We start from the raw sequence: 19,463 nt of genomic DNA, 5'->3' as shown, positions 1-19,463 counted from the left end.
TAATTATTTATTTTTATGACGGTCTCTTCGGCGTCTTTTATTACGCTTATGCTTAGCGATTTTAAGTCTTCGTTTTTTCTTAACAGATGACATAGTCTTTTTTATTGTTAGGGTATGAATATGAGTGTGTAATTCGATCTTTTCTCAATGAAAAAAGATCGCCAAGTAGAATAGCTAAATTTAGATTAGAACTATTCCTTGGATACCTAAAGCTATTAGGCACACCGTGTTTCACTGTTTCGTTTTATCCCGCAGTCTCAACACACTAAGTAAACCTAGGATTGCGGTACTTGTTTTTCTCACAGGAAACAACAAGAGAAATGTTACTACAAAGATATTTTGTGGTCCACTAACGATTTTAATCGAAGTTGGCTATAGAAATGGCATAGACTTTTTTTGATAATCTCTGGCGAGCATTTTTATAAAAATTTATCTAACCATTGAATTCAAAAGCTGCATAATTTCTAAATCTCGCAAGTTCTTTTTCAAAAACCAGAGGAACAGAACCTATGGAACCGTGGCGATTTTTAGCAACTATAAGCTCTGCTGTTCCAGGTTTATCATTCGGGTCGTAATATTCTCTACGCAATAGAAACATGACTAAGTCGGAATCCTGTTCTATACTTCCACTTTCTCTAAGATCACTCATCATAGGTCTATGATTGGCTCTATCTTCTACTTTTCTAGATAACTGTGATAAACAAAGAATAGGAATATTCAACTCTCTAGCCAAAGTTTTCAGCATTCTTGAAATTTCTGAAATTTCCGTTTGACGACTTTCTGCAGAACGTAATGTTCCTGAACCAGAAAGAAGTTGTAAATAATCGATAATCAGGAATTGAATATCATAACTTTCTTTCATTCTTCTGGCTCGAGCTCTAAGATCAGTCACTTTTAATCCGGGCTGATCATCTATAAGTAAAGTATGTTGTTGCATTTCATTTACAACAGAAACAATACGTTGAAAGTCTTGCCCAGACAAATCTCCCACATTAATTTTTCTGGATTCCACTTCAGATCGAGAGCATATGATTCTATGAATTAGTTGATCAACGGTCATCTCTAAGGAAAAAATTCCTATAGGGAGTTGACTTTGAAAGCACATGTTTTCTGCGATATTTAAAGCAAGAGCAGTTTTCCCCATGGCAGGTCGGGCTGCAAGAATCATTAAGTTAGATTGGGAAAAACCATTGATCATCTTATCTAAATCAATGAAATGCGTCGGGATGCCTGAAATAGGTAAAGCATCACCGCTTTGTGCATGTTGTTGGAAGAATTCTTGTTTTTCTTGTAATTGTATTAGAAAAGGTTTTTCTTGAGCGGAGACCAGACCCTGAAGTTTATCGGCAACGAGAACGTACTGTGTCAGGGAGGTTGTTTGGCTAATTTTAAATAAAGCATTTTGCGCTTCGTCTAAAGCAACAGCAACGTCTTTAGGTTCCTCGCTTGCTTTTTTTTCTATTTCCTTCGCTGTTTGGATCATTTTTCTTAAGATAGATTTAGAAAGAATGATCTGAATATATTCTTCAATATATGCTGCAGTTCCTGCAAAATCTGCTAAGGTAATTAAATAACCAGGCCCCCCAATTACTGTAAGGTGATTTCTTCTTTTAAGTTCTTCTCCTGCAAGATGTACATCTATAGGTTTATCGTGTTTAAAAGCATCTTGGAGAACTCGGAAAATGATTTTGTGTTCAAGATAGTAAAAGTCATCTTCATTAAGTTGGTTGGCTGCTAGATTAAGATAATTAACTCCCGTCAACATACAGCCGAGAACAATCATTTCTGATTCTTTAGAATTAGGTGGACTTGGTAATGTGGGAGCGGGTGTTTTTTCTGTTTGAGTCAACATAGTTTTTATGATGTGATCTAGATGCAGGAGTCATTAGAGATCAGGTTAGGATATCGAAAATATATGCTCAAGTCATAAAGATTGGGAAAGTCAATAAAGTTTCTATTAAATATTCAGAAAAAACTTGGGGAATCGGGCGTAGAAATTACTAGATCACTAATGTTAACTTACAATAGAATTGAATTCGCGTTTGTCTTGTTTTTCTTTTGCGCGGACTAAGAGGCTGAATGGCCTGGAGAACAGAGGCTTAAAAGTTAACTTGCTTTCATTGAAGAGAGGAATTATTCTACTTTATTAAATAGGAAGATAGTAACAGGTTTTTCTCTTGGGAACTCTGGTATGCCTTCTAAGGAAAGATGACTGAGTGGTCGAAAGTACGTCCCTGCTAAGGACGCGTACCTCTAAAGGGTACCGAGGGTTCGAATCCCTCTCTTTCCGAATTTTTCTAATAGAGTCCGTAATAAAGTTAATTAGTTGCTCTTTTTCTTTAAAATTTTTCTAAAATATCAAATGGGTATCAATATAAGGTAATCTAAGAAACAGTTGCTAGAGGGAGGAACTCTCTTCTTGCCTGTAGAGTTGGCTTATCCTATAATAAGTTCTTTTAGATTATATTAAGATTCCTTAAAAAGATCACGTTAGCCAAAACCATGAGACAATTTTGTAATTTACTTTCTCTATCACGTATATGGCTAGCCCTATTCTTTTACCAAGAAAAGATTCACTTGCGTCTGTTGGTTATTTTAGGCGCCATGGCCAGTGATGTTTTAGATGGCTATCTTGCTCGCCGTTACAAAGCAACTAGTCGTTTTGGTTCTATGTTGGACCCTCTTACCGATAAATTCTTTGTTTTTGTTTGTGTTGCTATCTTGTACTGGGAGAGATCCTTATCCCCAGAGCATCTCCTGCTTATTTTTGCTAGAGACATTTTCCTCGTGCTTTTCGCTATCTATCTCTCTATTGTTAAAGGATGGAAGGGATACGATTACCGAGCTCTATTCTTTGGGAAAATCTTTACAGTGGTTCAATTTATTATTTTACTTGGGGTCACCGCAGGTGTGCAAATTCCTGTAATTGGATTAATGCCGTTAATTATTCTCGGATTTCTCTATTTCTTAGAGAGAGTGATAGATTACAAAAAACAGTGCCTCGATTAAAGGCTCTGGTAAATTTTTTATTTAAAAAAGAGTGGAAGGATCTCACAGGAACAACTTGTATTTTAGGAAGTGTTTCGCTACAATAGTCCTTTATATTTGTCATAGTCTTTTAAAATATGCCTTGCCGTTTGCTCAGCAACAAGTATTATAGGAACTGTACGGGTTCAAAGTCTTTTAGGCATGATTTATCATCTGTTTACAAATCTTTATGCTCTATAATTTTGGGAAGGAGTTTATGCAGTCATCAGAGATGAAACCCTTTTCAAGACTGCGGGCGTACTTCTGCCCCATATATCGATCAGAATTCCCAAAATTTATTCCTCTTTTCTGGCTAGCCTTTTTCGTAGGATTTAATTATTGCCTCCTAAAAAGTATGAAAGATACTTTAGTGGTGGTGGGATCTGACGCGGGTGCGGAAGTTATACCGTTCTTGAAAGTCTGGGGGATAGTTCCTGGAGCCGTTATCGTTACTATGATCTACGGTTGGTTAAGTAATCGGTGTCCTAGAGACACCGTTTTTTATTCCTTCATAGGTACTTTTCTCGGTTTCTTTTTCTTGTTTGCCGTAGTAATTTACCCTATGGGGGATGCCTTACACCTGCATTCTTTTGCAGATAGGTTACAAGAATTGCTACCACAAGGCTTACGTGGATTTATTGTAATGATCCGCTATTGGAGTTACAGTCTATACTATGTAATGTCGGAACTATGGAGTTCGGTAGTTCTTTCAACGCTCTTTTGGGGGTTGGCTAACGAAGTAACTAGCGTAAAGGAAGCTGGAAGATTTTATGCCTTAATTAATACCGGGCTAAACCTTTCTTCCGTATTTGCTGGTGAAATCTCCTATTGGATGGGCAAGCATTCGCTTTTTGTTTATCCCTTTGTTAAGGATAAATGGCATGAGGTTATGATGAACCTCACTATTTTAATCGTTCTTGCCGGGTTGTGTATGATTTGGCTATATAGAAAAGTTCACTTCCTTACACAACATACCTATAATTTCTCTACAGCATTTTCTTCCCCCGACTCTTCTTGTGAGGCGTTGCCTCAAGTCGAGGAGAGTGTGGCTAGTGTAAAAGCTAAGAAAAAAACAAAGACTAAGGCAAAAAGCCTTTTTCTTTACCTCATTCGTTCTCGGTATTTACTAGGCCTGGCCGTTATAGTTTTATCCTATAATCTTGTTATCCACTTGTTTGAAGTGGTTTGGAAAGATCAAGTTAGTCAGATTTATAGTTCCCACGTTGAATTCAACAGCTATATGAGTAGGATCACTACATTAATAGGAATTGTCTCTGTCTGTGCAGCTCTTTTCCTTACCGGGCAAAGTATTCGGAAGTGGGGCTGGACTGTAGGTGCGTTGACTACCCCAATTGTTATGCTGGTAACAGGTGTACTATTCTTTGGTGCTGTATTTGCTGTGAAGAGAGATATTATGATCTTTGGCGGCTTTTTCAATATGGCTCCTTTAGCCATAGCAGCTTGGATAGGTGGGATGCAAAATGTGTTCTCTCGCGCCGCTAAATTTACATTCTTTGATCAGACTAAAGAAATGGCATTTATTCCTTTGCCCAATGACCAGAAGAACTTTGGTAAGGCTGCCATTGATGGTGTGGTATCTCGGATAGGGAAGTCAGGAGGTTCCTTAGTTTATCAAGGGTTGTTGATTATCTTCTCGTCTGTTGCTGCGAGTCTTAATGTGATAGCCGTAGTACTTCTTTTAATAATGGTAGTTTGGATAGCTGTTGTTGCTTTCATAGGAAGGGAGTATAACATAAAGGAAGCCGCTGCTGTTGCTGAGAGTTCGGAAACAGATCCAGTTGCATCAGAAGTCTCTATTAATAGAACTGCGGTGGAAAATTCCAGCAAAGAAGAAGTGGCTACGCTATAGTTTAAAGGGCTTTGCAGCCCTTTTTATTCATATTTTTTTTGATCTTTAAGCCTTCCCTCACATACTTTATTTTATTTGTTTTATAAATTTTTGACGTTACGGGTATTTATGAAAACGTTTTGGCATTTTTTGTCTAAAGGCTTCTTATCGATTCTAGGTTTATCTCTCGGAGTAGTTCTTGCCTTCTTTGTTACTTTGATGTTAGTTGTTTCTACCTCTGGGATGAACGATTCGCAGTTTGTGAATATGCCTGATGCTAAGGGTGAGGTAAAAGATCTAGGTAAAGACGCGCCAATTATCGCTGTATTAGAAATGAAGGATGTTATTTCTTCTAGCAAACACACAGCAAAAATTATTCAAGAAGCTATTACAACACTAGATTCCACACCTTATAAAGATAGGGTGAAGGGTATAATCATCGATATGGATTGCCCTGGAGGAGAAGTGTTTGAAATTGCCCGTATATACTCAACGATTCAGTTCTGGAAACAACGTACAAATTGTCCTGTTTATGTTTTTGTGAATGGTCTTTGTGCTTCTGGTGGATATTATGTCGCGTGTGCTGCGGATAAAATTTATTCGACACCCTCTTCTTTGATAGGTTCCGTAGGAGTACTTTCTGGACCATATTTTAATGTAAAAGAAGGTTTATCTCGTTATGGAGTGCAAAGTGATTTACTTACAGCTGGAAAAGATAAAGCTCCTATGAATCCTTACACAGAATGGACAACTAAAGATCGTGAAATTCGACAAGAGATAATTGATTATCTTTATGGTCAATTTGTTGATATCGTTGCAACGAATCGTCCATTATTAACTAAAGATAAATTGATTGGTGTTTTAGGGGCGCGTTTATATTCTCCTGAGAAAGCCTTAGAAGAAGGTTATATCGATGTTGTAAATGTAACTAAACAACAAGTGCTTCAAGATTTAGTTGCTGATTGCAAAATTGAAAATAACTACCGTGTAATCGGTTTAGGAAGTGATGGTTGGTTGAAAAAAGTTATGTCGTCAATAACTAATAGTCCGTTGATCACAGGAAAAATTCAACATGAATTGCTTCCTAATCTAGATAATTCCACAAGTACATTTTACTACTTGGAGTCATGATTCTAGTTAATTAGTAAGCGGAGAGAATCAGTGAGAAAGATCTTTATTTTAGATGCTTCAGGATTTGTTTTCAGAGCGTATTTTGCTCTCCCAGATATGAAAAATTCTTCTGGAGAAGGAACGCAGGCTGTTTTTGGCTTTATTCGTTCTATTAATAAATTAATCAAAGAATTCTCTCCAAATCATATGGTAGCCGTATTTGACGGACCAAATAATAAACAAAGTCGTAGAGAGATTTATGCTGATTATAAAAGTAATCGAGAACAGAAAGAAGAAAATCTCTACCAACAAATTCCTGTAGTTAAAGAATACTGCAGTTTACTTGGGCTAACTTATCTAGAGGTAGAGGGAGTCGAGGCAGATGATGTAATAGCTAGTGCTACAAAACAAGCAGTATCAGAGGGATATGAAGTTTGTATATGTACTGCGGACAAAGATTTACTCCAACTGGTTGGTCCTAATGTTATTGTTCTGAATCCGTGGAAAGATCAACCAGAAATTGATCAAAATCGCGTTATAGATATTTACGGCATTCCTCCAAAGAGAATACCAGATTACTTAGCCTTAGTTGGTGATACTTCTGATAATATTCCCGGTGTGTCTGGTTGTGGGCCTAAGAAAGCAATAACCCTGCTGCAAAAGTATCACTCTGTAGAAGGTATCTTAGAAAATCTTGATGAGTTAACAGGATCTACTCATAAGATGCTCTCAGAACAAAAAGATCTTTTATTATTGAGCAAAGATCTTGCTGTATTAAATGATAAGATACCTCTTCCTATAGCAATAGACGGATTAAAGTTTCCTCTCCATGAAGTGCGTCAGGAAGAAATGAATACTTTTTATATGCGACAAGGTTTTAAAACTTTAGTTCAGCAGGTTGAGGAAGAATCTAACGTAGATGTTATTGTAATCAATAATAATAAAAAATTGACTCATGAGCTCTCTAATTTGCATGGAAAAAATGTAGCTTTTTCTGTTGGATATAAGGGGAGTTTTCTCCCATCTCTAACTTTAATGGGAGTGGCTTTAGCTTGTGATGATGCTGTTTATTATATTGATATAGAAAATGCTTTAGACGATGTTCTCACCCCATTAAAAGATTTCTTTAGAAGAGAAGATACCGAATTTTATGGTTACAACATAAAGAGAGATAATCACGCGTTAGAAAATGCGGGCATTCATGTGAATCATATAGCTCTTGATTTGGCTCTAGCCGAACATTTGATTAATGGAGGAGCGAAAATCTCGTATCAAACGCTTCTTGTTGATCATGGATTAGTGAGTGCTGCAGGTAGATATGGAAAGGAATGGGGCCAGTTAAGTTTGCCCATATTAAAGTCGCCTGTAAATCCTGCTCAATATTTTGGAGAATTTGTTTCTCATTTGCCTAGAATAAAAAAAACTTTATTAGAAGAATTGAAAATAAAAAAGGTAGAAGATCTTTTTTTCAATATGGAAATGCCTTTAGAGAAGGTTCTTTTCACTATTGAAAGAAATGGGATGCCTTTAGATGTTGAAGATCTGCAAGAGTTAGAAAGGATTTTATCAGAAGAATTAGCAATTCTTACGGATGATATCTATACCCTAGCCGGAACTCCTTTTAATATTAAATCTCCTAAGCAGTTATCAGACATTTTATATAATAAACTAGGCCTGACCCCTATGGATAAGGCCCGATCTACTAAAGCAGAAGTTTTGGAAGCTTTATCAGAGGAACATGAAATTATTGAGAAGATTTTAGCATTTAGGGCTGTTGAGAAATTGCTTTCTACTTATGTGAAAGCCCTTCCTAGACAAGTAGACCCTCATACTTCTAGAATTCATCCTACATTTAATCAAATGGGAACAGTCACAGGTAGACTGGCTTGCCAGGATCCAAATCTACAAAACATTCCTATACGTTCTGAGCGAGGCAGATTATTAAGAAAGGCTTTTTGTGATACTCATCAGAATAATTATTTTTTATCTGCAGATTATTCTCAAATTGAGTTAAGATTTCTGGCGCATTTGAGCCAAGATGAGTCGTTGAAGTTGGCCTTTGAGTCGCGGGAAGATGTACATACGTTTACTGCCTCTCAGGTATTTCATGTGCCGTTAGAAGAAGTTACTAAACAGCAGCGCATGCAAGCAAAGACTGTAAATTTCGGTATTATCTACGGGCAACAAGCTTATGGATTGTCAAAGATTTTAAAAATCAGTGTTTCAGAAGCTCAAAAGTTAATAGATGCATACTTCGATCGTTATCCTGAAGTAGCTCGTTTTATTAATGAAACGGTAGGTCAAGCTTGTGAAAATTTGCGAGTAAAGACATTGCTGGGTAGGGAAAGGATAATAGATAATTGGACAGAGTTTTCAAACTCTCGTGCTGCTTCAGGCCGTCTAGCTGTTAACACTCGCATACAAGGTAGCGCTGCTGAATTGATCAAGTTGGCAATGCTGCAACTTTTTGATGCGTTAGAAAAACGCAAATTGCGAAGCCGAATGTTATTGCAGATACATGACGAATTGATTTTTGAAGTTCCTGAGGATGAAAAAGAAGAAATGCAAACTTTAGTGCGCGATATAATGGAATCTGCAATGATTTTATCTGTCCCATTAGTTGTGAATATCTTAATTGGAAAAAATTGGGCAGAATGTTAGAATTACTAAAAGTTTCTATTACAGGGGATCTCTCTTCAGGAAAGACTGAAGCAAGTAGGGTTTTTCAAGATTTGGGTGCCTATGTAATTAGTGCTGATAAAGTTTCGCATAGTTTCCTTGTTCCTCACTCGCATATAGGTCGTCGCGTTATAGACCTTCTGGGATCAGAAGTTGTTATTGACAATGCATTCGATAGAAAAGTCATAGCAGAGAAAGTTTTTGATAATTTAGTTCTTCTTCAAGCTTTAGAAGCTATTTTGCATCCTGAAGTTTGTCGAATTATTGAAGAGCAATATTATCAGGTCGCCAAGGAGCGAAAGCACCCTCTGTTCATTGCTGAGGTGCCTTTGTTGTATGAAATACATTATGCGAACTGGTTTGATCGCGTCATTCTTATTACAGCAGATGAGAATATTCGTAGGGAAAGGTTTACCAAAAAAACTAATTGTTCTGATTTAAATTTTTATCAGAGATGTGCTCGATTTTCTTCTCATGAAGAGAAAATGATGCATGCCGATATTATTATAGAAAATAACGGCACTAAAGAAGAATTACGTCATAAAGTCGAAGAATATTTTTACGCTTTAAAGGGAGCATTATGAAAGAAGAACGTTCTTCAGAAGTCTTGCCAAAGGTGAAAGAGAATAAAAAACATACATGTCCTGTGTTGCAAGAGAAGTCTTTTGCAGGAGAATGTGCTGTAGTTACGGATATGGTTGATGAAAATCAGAACGTAACTATTACAAAAATTGCCAAATTGCAAAGGATGGGGATTGAAGAGCTTAATGTACTAGCTCGTCAATATGGAGTGAAGAACATCGGGTCTCTCACTAAATCTCAGGTAGTATTTGAGATAGTGAAAGCAAAATCTGAGCGCTCGGATGAACTTTTAATTGGGGAAGGAGTTTTAGAAGTTCTCCCAGATGGATTTGGTTTTTTAAGATCTCCTACTTATAACTATCTTCCTTCTGCTGAAGATATTTATGTCTCCCCCGCTCAGATCCGTAGATTTGACCTAAAGAAGGGAGACACAATTATAGGTACAATACGTTCTCCAAAAGAGAAGGAAAAGTACTTTGCCTTACTCAAGGTAGATAAAATTAACGGATCTACTCCAGACAAAGCTAAGGAACGAGTTTTGTTTGAGAACCTCACTCCTCTATATCCTAATGAAAGAATTGTTATGGAAATGGGGAAAGAGCACCTTGCTGAAAGAGTTCTAGATCTCACAGCTCCCATTGGAAAGGGTCAAAGAGGACTTATTGTAGCTCCTCCCCGTTCCGGGAAAACTGTCATTTTACAAAGCATAGCCCACGCTATTGCTGTCAATAATCCAGATATTGTTTTAATTGTTTTGCTCATTGATGAACGTCCTGAAGAAGTTACTGATATGATTCGTCAGGTACGAGGTGAAGTTGTCGCCTCCACGTTTGATGAGCAGCCTGAGAGGCATATTCAAGTTGCGGAAATGGTTATAGAAAAGGCTCGACGTCTAGTTGAACACGGAAAGGATGTTGTTATCCTTCTCGATTCTATTACACGTTTAGCTCGAGCTTACAACACTGTACAACCGCATTCTGGGAAAATCTTGACAGGTGGTGTAGATGCTAGTGCTTTGCATAAACCGAAGAGATTCTTTGGGGCTGCTAGAAATATTGAGGGCGGGGGATCACTAACTATTCTGGCTACTGCCTTGATTGATACCGGATCTCGAATGGATGAAGTGATTTTTGAAGAATTCAAGGGTACGGGAAACATGGAACTTGTTCTTGATCGTCGTCTATCTGATCGAAGAACCTATCCTGCGATTGACCTCATTAAGAGTGGCACTAGAAAAGAAGAACTACTTTATCATCCTAGTGAGTTAGAAAAAGTCTATCTCTTCCGTCAAGCAATTGCTGATCTTACTGCTATTGATGCTATGCATCTGTTGTTAGGTAGATTAAAAAAGACGAATAGTAATGCAGAATTTTTACTTTCTTTGAAAGAATAATTTAGAAGATCTTGTCGTTTCTGTTTTTTTGAAGTATTCGAAATGATAGGTGAGAAACCTACGGTTTTAACTATAAGTTTGTAGACCCTGTCTTTCACTTATCCTTTTTCTAAATCATATCTACGATTTAATAGACCTTGGAATGATTGATCTTTTTATCAATTAAAATATTCTATAGTCTTTTCTTGATGCTGATGGAGAGAGCTCTATCAACCCATTGAGGAGATAGGATATATGACAAGAATGTCTTATTAGTTTTAGCGTTATTTCCCGATAAGAATCTCAGGGAAAATAATTAAGGAGGTCTCTTTGTTAATGAGATATTTTCCTTGAATTGCTTTTTCTATGATTTGCTGAGCTTTGCGATAATGCATATTGAGTTTTGTAACTTGTAAAGCTGTTCCAGAAGGACTATAGATTCCTAAGTATTCTTTTCTTTGAAAGATTGCCACGGTTAAGGGGGGCTGATTAAATATCTGTAGTCCCTTAGTTAGGGGAATACCAAAAAATAAACGGATAAGCATATTCTTATGCTTATAATGAGAGTTTTTGTATTTTGTCAAAAAACGATGAGGATACCAGATAATGATGAGCTTTGAAGAGGAGCAACTTCGTGATCATGCTGTGGTTAACCTATACCGCATAGGAGCAATAAGATTTGGTGATTTTAATTTATCAGATGGTCAGAAAACTCCTATTTATGTCGACATGCGTTTGGTTATCTCTTGTCCTGATGTTTTACAAACTATCGCTTCGTTAATTTGGCGTTTACGTCCTTCTTTCAATAGTAGCTTACTGTGTGGCGTCCCTTATACCGCTCTTGCATTGGCCACATGTATATCACTGAAATACAACATCTCTATGGTGCTAAGAAGGAAAGAATTAAAACATCCGAATCAAGAAGATAGAATTAAAGTTGAAGGTCTTTTTTCTCCAGGGCAGACATGCTTAGTAATTAACGATGTTGTCGCTTCGGGGCGTTCGATTTTAGATACTGCTAAGGCTTTAGAAGATGAGGGTTTAAATATTCGAGAATCCTTAGTATTCCTAGACAGACAAGTCGGTGGAACAGATGCCTTAAAAGAAGCAGGAATTAAGTTGAGATCGGTATTTACTTTGGAAGAACTTGTCAGGTCCCTGCTTTCCAAATGCCAGTTAAAAGATACAGACGCAGCTATTGCGACCGCGCTTATAGAAACTTTTCAATAATTATTCATTTTTATTCTATTTAATAACAAAAACTTGGTTTTTATAATTAAATTAATCTAATTTCATTCTAGTTAGTTTGTGTAGCCTTTTTATTTGATTCTAATTTAAAATTGGGATTACAGAAGGCAGGGCAAATGATAGAAAACGATTTTCAGGGCTATCCCCCAAGTTATCAGGCTTCTCATTTTTATCGAGATAAGGTTGGTGTTATTGTTTTATGCGGTGGTGAAGGAAAGAGACTATCTCCTTTAACCTATTGGCGTTGTAAACCAACTGTGTCGTTCGGGGGAAGGTACAAGCTCATTGATGTACCGATTTCACATGCAATAGCCTCTGGTTTTTCTAAGATTTTCGTAATAGGTCAATATCTTACCTATACATTACAACAGCATCTTGTGAAGACGTATTTTTATCATGGAGTATTACAAGATCAGATACATCTTCTTGCCCCGGAGGGTAGGGATGGAAGTCAGGTATGGTATCAAGGAACTGCCGATGCTATTCGTCAGAACCTCTTATATTTAGAGGATACGGGGATAGAGTATTTCTTGGTTTTGTCTGGAGATCAATTATACAATATGGATTTTCGTAAGGTTGTAGATTACGCTCTATCAATGCAATCTGATATGGTAATAGTCGCGCAGCCCATTCAGGAAAAAGATGCCTCAAGAATGGGAGTCTTGCAAATAGATAAAGATGCAAATCTATTAGATTTTTACGAAAAACCTCAGGAAGAAGCAGTTTTGAATCGTTTTCGATTATCTTCTGAGGATTGTCGAAAACATAAACTGAATCCTCAATACGGAAATTTTTTAGGAAATATGGGGATTTATCTTTTCCGAAGAGAGAGCCTATTTCAATTGCTTTTAGAAGAGCAAGGGGATGACTTTGGAAAGCATCTTATCCAAGCTCAAATGAAACGCGGGTCAGTAAAGACTTTCCTTTATGATGGCTATTGGACAGATATCGGAACAATCGAATCTTATTATGAAGCAAACATTGCTTTAACACAGAAGCCTAGACCTCAAGTTCGTGGTTTGAATTGCTATGATGATAGAGGGATGATTTATAGTAAGAATCATCACCTTCCGGGAACTATAGTTACGGATTCAATGATTTCTAATTCATTACTTTGTGAAGGTGCTGTTATTGATTCGAGTAATGTATCTCACAGCGTTGTGGGCATTCGTGGTGTGATAGGGAAAAATTCTGTTATAGATCACTCTATTGTTATGGGAAATGATCGTTATGGAAGTCCAAATCAAAATGTTTTAGGTATCGGAGATAATTGTGAGATTTATAAAACAATAATCGATGAGAACTGTAGAATTGGCAATGGAGTAAAACTTACTAATATTCAAGGACATCGAGATTATGATTCTCCCGATGGGAAGTTAGTGGTTAGGGATGGAATTATTATTATTCCTCGAGGAACTAGAATTCCTGATAACTATACTTTTTGATATGCGATTTTTATAATTAATAAAAATAGCCGGGAATGTTTTTATCCATCGAGATTTTAGCCGCATATCCAGTAAACTATTCCTATAGTGACAACGCACGGATCATCTTCCTTATGCAGATATACGCAATAGCGGACTTACACTTGGCTATCGGAGTTCCTGAAAAGACAATGGAGATCTTTGGTGAACCCTGGATCTCCTATCATGAGAAAATCCGTGAAAGGTGGGAAGAGACGGTAACTTCTGAAGATATCGTGTTACTTCCTGGAGATATCTCTTGGGCTATGCATCTCAAAGAAACAAAAGAAGATTTCGCTTTTATAGATTCTCTCCCTGGGACTAAGTATATGATTCGTGGGAATCATGATTATTGGAGTTCTGCATCAGCAACTAAAATATCACGAATTCTTCCTGAAAATTTGCATTATCTATCTCAAGGGTTTTCTCTATTAGATCCCAAAAAAGCTATTGTAGGAGTAAGGCTTTGGGATAGTCCTACAATATGCGTAGCTCCTAAGTGTTTTCAATCTCCTCTTTTGGGAAAGGAACAGCATTACAGTGAGCAAGATGAGAAAATTTTTTTAAGAGAGCTTGGAAGATTACAAAGAGCTTTAGAATCTGTCCCCCAGGATGTTGACCAGATTATTGTTATGACCCACTACCCTCCTATCAGTAGTGATGGTACTCCTGGACCTGTATCAGAAATTCTCGAAGTTGATGGGAGAGTATCGCATTGCTTATTTGGTCATATGCATAAAGTCCGCTCCCCTTTAGAAGGATTCGGAATCATTCGTAATATCGATTATAGGTTAGTTGCTGCTGATTATATAGATTTTATTCCCCAGGCTATAAAGTGAAGATTCTTGCAGGAAAATACAAAGGGAAATCTTTAAAAACATTTTCTAATCCCTCGGTACGTCCTACTTGTGGAGTAGTCAAAGAGGCGGTATTTAATATTTGCGCAGCTTATATTGAAGATGCAGCATTTTTAGATCTTTTTTCTGGAGTTGGATCGGTAGGTTTTGAAGCTTTAAGTCGTGGAGCTTCTTCAGTGACTTTTGTAGATTCTTCCGCACAATCCGTACGTTTAATTCGAGCAAATAGTCAATTACTGAATCCAGAATTGCCAGTGACAATCATCAAACAAGAAGCAAGATCTGCGATTCATAGGCTTACTAAAAAGGACGTGTCCTTTGATCTTATTTATATAGATCCTCCCTATAATCTTGAAAATAGTTATCTTGGAGCAGTACTGCGCGATATTGTTATAGGGAAAGTTCTAGATAAGCAAGGATTGTTGTTTTTAGAAAATGCTTCTGCGGAACCTATTCTTGTTGAAGGTTTAGTACTGAAACGTAAGAGAAAGCTAGGTGGAACGTTTTTATCGGAATATATTCTTGAAAATACTTCGGATTAAAAAATTTTCATAAAATACTTAACATTAAACAGCTAGTATGTTTTTTGTTTGGATAGGCATATTTTTTGGCTTTCTAAGTATTCTTTCAAAAAATTTTTGTTCAAAGCTTATCTTAGAGAGCACACTGGATAAAATTTCTTTTGTAGAATATGATGCGAAAAATAAGTCTGGAATCCGAGGCGTGAGTTAGCGTGAAAATCAAGAATTCCTCAAAGCTATATTTTCTAGCTCTTTTGTGCTTCCTACCTTTGGTTTTTCTAGGATGTTCTAGAGAAAAGAAAGAATTATTGGTAGGAAGAGATACCACTTGGTTCCCAAAACAATTTGGAATTTATACAGCAAATATCAACGCCTTCCTTAATGATCTTGTATCTGAGATTAATTACCGGGAGAATCTCAATATCAATATTGTAAATCAAGATTGGATTCATCTTTTTGAAAACCTCGATGATCAAAAAACAGCAGGAGCTTTTACATCGATATTGCCAACAGCAGAGATGTTAGATCATTATCAATTTTCTGATCCTATATTGCTTACAGGCCCTGTGCTGGTTGTTTCTGAAGGGTCTCCTTATAAGTCTATACAAGATCTTCGTGGTAAGCTCATAGGAGTGTATAAGTTCGACTCTTCAGTATTGGTAGGTCAAGATATTCCTGATGCTGTTTTAAGTCCTTATCAACACGTGCCCATAGCTTTAGAAGCTTTGTCTTCTGGTTGCTATGATGCTTTATTAGCTCCTGTTATAGAAGTCACAGCTTTGATAGATACAGCTTATAAAGGGCGTTTAAAAATTATTTCCCAGCCTTTGAATCAAGATGGTTTAAGGTTAGTAGTCCTTCGTGGTGAGAAGAATAGCTTGTTAGAAGGTTTTAACATGGGACTGGTCAAAAGCATGCGTTCTGGTAAGTATCAAGCTATTAAACAGCAATATCGTCTTCCTTAACCTATTGCGATTTTATTAAACTTTTATTCTCTACATACGGCGTACTTTGAATAATTGTTGCTAATGATTCTACCCATTGAGGAGATTGATAAATAGCAGGTATGCGCAACGCTCGGTATTTCCTCTCTATAAGTATGGATATATACTCTTTTTCTATTTCATAAAGAGTTTCTATGTGATCCGAAGTAAATCCAAAAGGTACAATCAGCACATATTTTTTATCCGTATTTAATCTCGCACACTTATCTTTTGTTGACGGTGTTAACCATTTCCCAGGGCCAAACTTCGATTGATAACAAAGATGAGTTTCTATGTTTTCTAATCTTTCAGAAATAGCCTTGAAAGATTTTTCACATTGCATGTTATAAGGATCACCTTTATTCACGTATCTCATAGGAAGTCCGTGAGCAGAAAATAATAGACAGCAGTCATTTGTAGGGATATCGTGGGATTGTAAAAATTTCAGGATATGATCAATCATACATGAAATAAACTGCGGATGAGTTCCAAAATGGGGCACCCAAGAGATGTTTAGTGATGGAAGTTGGTTGCGGATAAATCTCACAATACTTCCTGTAACAGCATAAGTAAAATGTGGGAATAGGGGAACACCAACAATTGGACAATTTCCAAGAGCTTTTAACTTCTGAATTGTGTGCTGGTGTGTATCAGGTAAATAGCGGTGAAAGGTAATTACAGGAGTATCTAGCTGCAAAGATAGAGTTTGTGCAAGTGATTCTGTATCTTGATATATAGGAGAAAATCCACCGATACAATTGTATTGGGGAAGAACCTTAGGTGTGCGTTTTCTAGCTATAAATGAAAATAAACGTTTGTGGATGAAAGAAGGAAGAAATCCTCCAGTAACATCACGATCTGTAAGTAATGAAGTTAGGAAAACTTCAATGTCATTAGGATGACGAGGACCGCCAAAATTTGCTAATAGGTAAGCAGAAACCATAGTAACAAGCTTTATTATTTAATAATATTGGAGCTATTGCATTAAAACAATTACTTGCATAATTTCCCATAAAATTAAGATGAGTTTGTAAGATACATGAAGTTAAATAATGCTCTCCCAACTCTAGAAGCTTTATGTAAAAAAACACACCAAAAATTACGCCAATATCTTATCCGACATAGTTTATTGTTATTCGGATGTTTATTATTAATGGCTGCCGAACTAGGTGTATTTCTTTATTTTTTCTTATTTTCTGGGAAAACTATTGTTCCTGCATTTTGTCTTGCCTGTTTCTTTTTAACTCTGTTTGTTTGTCTTGTTGTACGTTTATACATATTGTCAGGGAAGCCAGATTTTTTTGAAAATCTAGCAATAAGTTATTTAAGAAATGCGCAAGCCTTATTTAATGGGAAACAAAATATCGTTGAAGAACAAACACATTTAGCGTCCTCTGCGACAAAACTTGCTATAGATTTACAAAATCAAGAATACACCCTCTTATCTAGTATACTGAATTTTCTTCCTCAACATGATTTTATTAGGAAGTTTAGTTGTTTTTGCTTCTGGAAAGATTATTTTCTATTTCGAGAGTGTTTATTACAGAAGTCTATAGATGCCTACATTAAGGTTGTACAATCTATTCCTGTAGATCTCGGAGCGCATGTATCCTTAGCGGATGCCTACGTAGCTCTTTCCGGTCTCTACGCTGATCCAAGGAAATATCCTGAATTTGATGCTAATTACTGGGTCCCCCCAGGGAGATATGGAGAAGAAGTTCAAGAAAAATTTTTCACAACAGCACAACGTGCGATAGAGGAATTCAAAATTTTAAATGAATATGCTCCGGGTAATGCTTGGGTGCATGCACAATTGGCTTATAGTTATCATGATTTACAGATGCCTCTAGAAGAAATCCAAGAGTACGAAATGATTCTCAAGCTAAAACCTACTGATGTGGAGACTATGACTAAGCTAGGTATTCTTTATTTTCAACAAGGAATGAATGCTAAGGGCTTGCGTATATATGAAGAATTGAAAAAAAGAGATTACAAAAAATCAAGAAAACTAATTAAATTCTATGGAATAGAATACAATAGTTATTAATTTTTTCTTCTTATTCTTTATAATAATTCTCCTAGTTTATAGAGCATCTTATTTATGAAAAGTATTGATGTCGATAATGATACGATAATGCGAAACAGTTTGTGCGATAGGATGAGCGTTTCGTGGCGAGCACGTTTCTCTGTTCGGACTCGTTACGAAATAGCCAGCGCCGTGGCTATTTTTGGGCTTGTCTTAGCTTTATGTGGATCTGGGGCGGTCTATCTTGTTTTTACATCATGTGCAATTTCTGAGATGTTTATTCAAGGATGTATTTCATTAGGGTTAATGCCCATTCCTGTGGCGATACTTTCCTTGTTGTTGGGTATTTTGATTCTTCTCTATGGGATCTACCTATTGCCACAGCAAAAAGAAGAGAAAACGATATTTGTTTCTTAAAAGCATTCACTATATTTAATTTGTTCTAAGAATATAGTGTGCATGCGATTCACTTAAATGAAAGAGAGTAAAATGAAAAAACTAATAATAGCATTTTTATTATTAACTTCTTGTGAAACACAACGTGTATTTAGCCTAGAGGCATCTTTTGATAGAATTTCTTGTTCAGAAGAGGGTGAGGAGAAAGAAGAAGGTGGGTGTGAAGGTGGTTCTTGCTCAGGAGGAGAATGCTGGGAAGATTAGATAGTTTACACACTGTTCTTTTCATGTTTTTAGTTGGAATATAAAAAGAGAATCAAATGAAAAAATTAATCTTAGCATTGCTTTTATCTTCCTCATGTATTTGTGAAACATTTGTTTTTGCTGACGATAGTAATAATGTGAAAGTGGTTGGTAATAATAGTCCTGAAAATGAATTCGAACAAAGTGAAAATCCTGATCAGGAAATCATATACTTGGATGGACATCCATATTATAGACATAAACCTATGCCTTATAGTGGATAAGAATGTTAGCTTTTTCAATGTTAGAAATAAGTCTGAAAACGGCTTCTGAAGGATGTTTTTTTCGAATAAATAAAATCAGAAAAACATGAAAAATCTAACAGTTTAATTCACAAGATAATGCGGGGTTTATTTATTCCTGAAACAGAGAGAAACATATAGTTAACATCCGGATCATCATAGTTTTTTAATTGCGCATTATTCTTATTTTCTCATAAGGTTTATGGAAACCTTTATGCCAGTATCGATTTTTCCCATGTTTTTAGTTTTTCTAGACGCGGCGAAGAGATATTTTCATCTGGCATATACAACAAGGAGAATAAAAATGAAAAAATTAATCTTAGCGCTTCTTTTAGCTTCTTCATGTGCTTGTACAACAGCTGTTTTTGCTGATGATAGTGATGATGTGAAGGTAAGCGATAACGGCGATTCTGGAAATGAATCCGGAAACGAAAGCGGAAACGAGAATTCCGAAACTCACGAATAAGAGTTTTTCTCTTGTGTTGAGGAAACAGGGGAGAACCCCTGTTTCTCATTAGTATTCAAAACAGCTAGTCATTAGCTTAACAAAGTAATTTCAACGCTCATTTTCAATTTAATTTGAAAATCATAGAGCACCAATTCCTTCCCACGAATCACAAAAGTAACCCTTATAGATTTATAGAGCCTTTGATTGCGGATTTTTCTTTTAAGAAGATGTTGCACCGTATTTGAATAGCTATAATCATCCTCGGGCATTTGTGAAAGCAAATCGGTCTATTTTTTTATATAATCTTTTTTTATTTTTAAATTCTTAAAAGAGGAATAGAGGCTCTTGGTATATTAC

The 19,463-nt window shown here is 36.4% G+C and carries 20 protein-coding genes and 1 tRNA gene; 17 read left to right on the top strand and 4 right to left on the bottom strand.

The annotated features are described in order from the left end of the window. Positions 1–3: 3 nt before the first annotated feature. Positions 4–93, bottom strand: coding sequence for an AURKAIP1/COX24 domain-containing protein (locus O1W70_RS02295; protein ID WP_072667724.1), 90 nt, complete (start codon positions 91–93; stop codon positions 4–6). Between the two features lie 340 nt (positions 94–433). Continuing rightward, complete coding sequence (gene dnaB, locus O1W70_RS02290; RefSeq protein WP_332380720.1) at positions 434–1,852, bottom strand: replicative DNA helicase; 1,419 nt, start codon at positions 1,850–1,852, stop codon at positions 434–436. Positions 1,853–2,202: 350 nt separating this feature from the next. Between dnaB and O1W70_RS02285 the strand changes: the two genes are divergently transcribed. From O1W70_RS02285 to rho, 7 genes are all read left to right on the top strand, one after another. Next, positions 2,203–2,290 (top strand) — tRNA-Ser (locus tag O1W70_RS02285). Between the two features lie 212 nt (positions 2,291–2,502). Next, on the top strand, positions 2,503–3,009 hold the full coding sequence (locus O1W70_RS02280) for a CDP-alcohol phosphatidyltransferase family protein (protein ID WP_332380719.1): 507 nt from the start codon (positions 2,503–2,505) through the stop codon (positions 3,007–3,009). 235 nt (positions 3,010–3,244) lie between these two features. Next, on the top strand, positions 3,245–4,897 hold the full coding sequence (gene npt2 / locus O1W70_RS02275; RefSeq protein WP_332380718.1) for an NTP/H+ exchange transporter Npt2: 1,653 nt from the start codon (positions 3,245–3,247) through the stop codon (positions 4,895–4,897). Between the two features lie 108 nt (positions 4,898–5,005). Further along, positions 5,006–6,007, top strand: coding sequence for a S49 family peptidase (locus O1W70_RS02270; RefSeq protein ID WP_332380717.1), 1,002 nt, complete (start codon positions 5,006–5,008; stop codon positions 6,005–6,007). 30 nt (positions 6,008–6,037) lie between these two features. After that, the gene (polA, locus tag O1W70_RS02265) at positions 6,038–8,647 is read left to right on the top strand and encodes a DNA polymerase I (protein ID WP_332380716.1); all 2,610 of its coding nucleotides are present in this window, start codon (positions 6,038–6,040) and stop codon (positions 8,645–8,647) included. Continuing rightward, positions 8,641–9,249: a dephospho-CoA kinase gene (gene coaE, locus O1W70_RS02260; protein WP_332380715.1), complete on the top strand. Its 609-nt coding sequence runs from the start codon at positions 8,641–8,643 to the stop codon at positions 9,247–9,249. The genes polA and coaE overlap by 7 nt, the downstream gene beginning before the upstream one ends. A gap of 110 nt (positions 9,250–9,359) precedes the next feature. Further along, positions 9,360–10,640 (top strand): transcription termination factor Rho, encoded by a 1,281-nt coding sequence (rho, locus tag O1W70_RS02255; RefSeq protein WP_375797323.1) that lies wholly within the window; start codon positions 9,360–9,362, stop codon positions 10,638–10,640. Between the two features lie 263 nt (positions 10,641–10,903). Here the strand turns inward: rho and O1W70_RS02250 are convergent, their stop codons facing one another. After that, a complete protein-coding gene (locus O1W70_RS02250; protein ID WP_332381156.1) occupies positions 10,904–11,164 on the bottom strand; it encodes a hypothetical protein in 261 nt (86 codons plus the stop codon). A 61-nt stretch (positions 11,165–11,225) separates the two neighbouring features. Between O1W70_RS02250 and O1W70_RS02245 the strand changes: the two genes are divergently transcribed. The 5 genes from O1W70_RS02245 to O1W70_RS02225 all read left to right on the top strand — a co-directional run bounded on the left by O1W70_RS02245 (position 11,226) and on the right by O1W70_RS02225 (position 15,673). Next, complete coding sequence (locus O1W70_RS02245; protein ID WP_332380713.1) at positions 11,226–11,849, top strand: orotate phosphoribosyltransferase; 624 nt, start codon at positions 11,226–11,228, stop codon at positions 11,847–11,849. 134 nt (positions 11,850–11,983) lie between these two features. Beyond that, entirely contained in the window at positions 11,984–13,312 is a 1,329-nt protein-coding gene (glgC, locus tag O1W70_RS02240; RefSeq protein WP_332380712.1) for a glucose-1-phosphate adenylyltransferase, read from the top strand. A gap of 113 nt (positions 13,313–13,425) precedes the next feature. Beyond that, a complete protein-coding gene (locus tag O1W70_RS02235; RefSeq protein WP_332381154.1) occupies positions 13,426–14,169 on the top strand; it encodes a metallophosphoesterase in 744 nt (247 codons plus the stop codon). Continuing rightward, positions 14,166–14,729, top strand: coding sequence for a 16S rRNA (guanine(966)-N(2))-methyltransferase RsmD (gene rsmD / locus O1W70_RS02230; RefSeq protein ID WP_332380711.1), 564 nt, complete (start codon positions 14,166–14,168; stop codon positions 14,727–14,729). Before O1W70_RS02235 ends, rsmD begins: the two co-directional genes overlap by 4 nt. 191 nt (positions 14,730–14,920) lie before the next feature. Then, positions 14,921–15,673, top strand: a complete 753-nt coding sequence (locus tag O1W70_RS02225; protein ID WP_332380710.1) for a transporter substrate-binding domain-containing protein — start codon at positions 14,921–14,923, stop codon at positions 15,671–15,673. Position 15,674: 1 nt separating this feature from the next. On the opposite strand, the gene hemH is transcribed toward O1W70_RS02225, so the two are convergent. After that, entirely contained in the window at positions 15,675–16,634 is a 960-nt protein-coding gene (hemH, locus tag O1W70_RS02220; protein ID WP_332380709.1) for a ferrochelatase, read from the bottom strand. Positions 16,635–16,730: 96 nt separating this feature from the next. On the opposite strand from hemH, the gene O1W70_RS02215 reads away from it, so the two are divergent. The 5 genes from O1W70_RS02215 to O1W70_RS02195 all read left to right on the top strand — a co-directional run bounded on the left by O1W70_RS02215 (position 16,731) and on the right by O1W70_RS02195 (position 19,124). Continuing rightward, positions 16,731–17,738, top strand: a complete 1,008-nt coding sequence (locus O1W70_RS02215) for a hypothetical protein (protein ID WP_332380708.1) — start codon at positions 16,731–16,733, stop codon at positions 17,736–17,738. 54 nt (positions 17,739–17,792) lie between these two features. Beyond that, positions 17,793–18,134 carry a hypothetical protein gene (locus O1W70_RS02210; protein WP_332380707.1) on the top strand — a complete coding sequence of 114 codons (342 nt, stop codon included), beginning with the start codon at positions 17,793–17,795 and terminating at the stop codon, positions 18,132–18,134. A 72-nt stretch (positions 18,135–18,206) separates the two neighbouring features. After that, positions 18,207–18,377 carry a hypothetical protein gene (locus O1W70_RS02205; protein ID WP_332380706.1) on the top strand — a complete coding sequence of 57 codons (171 nt, stop codon included), beginning with the start codon at positions 18,207–18,209 and terminating at the stop codon, positions 18,375–18,377. 56 nt (positions 18,378–18,433) lie between these two features. Next, positions 18,434–18,640 (top strand): hypothetical protein, encoded by a 207-nt coding sequence (locus O1W70_RS02200; RefSeq protein ID WP_332380705.1) that lies wholly within the window; start codon positions 18,434–18,436, stop codon positions 18,638–18,640. 322 nt (positions 18,641–18,962) lie between these two features. Beyond that, complete coding sequence (locus O1W70_RS02195) at positions 18,963–19,124, top strand: hypothetical protein (RefSeq protein WP_332380704.1); 162 nt, start codon at positions 18,963–18,965, stop codon at positions 19,122–19,124. Positions 19,125–19,463 lie beyond the last annotated feature (339 nt).

The organism is Chlamydia sp. 16-02 (assembly GCF_042235055.1).
GTDB lineage: Bacteria > Chlamydiota > Chlamydiia > Chlamydiales > Chlamydiaceae > Chlamydia.
This window is presented reverse-complemented; position numbering and strand designations above follow the sequence as displayed.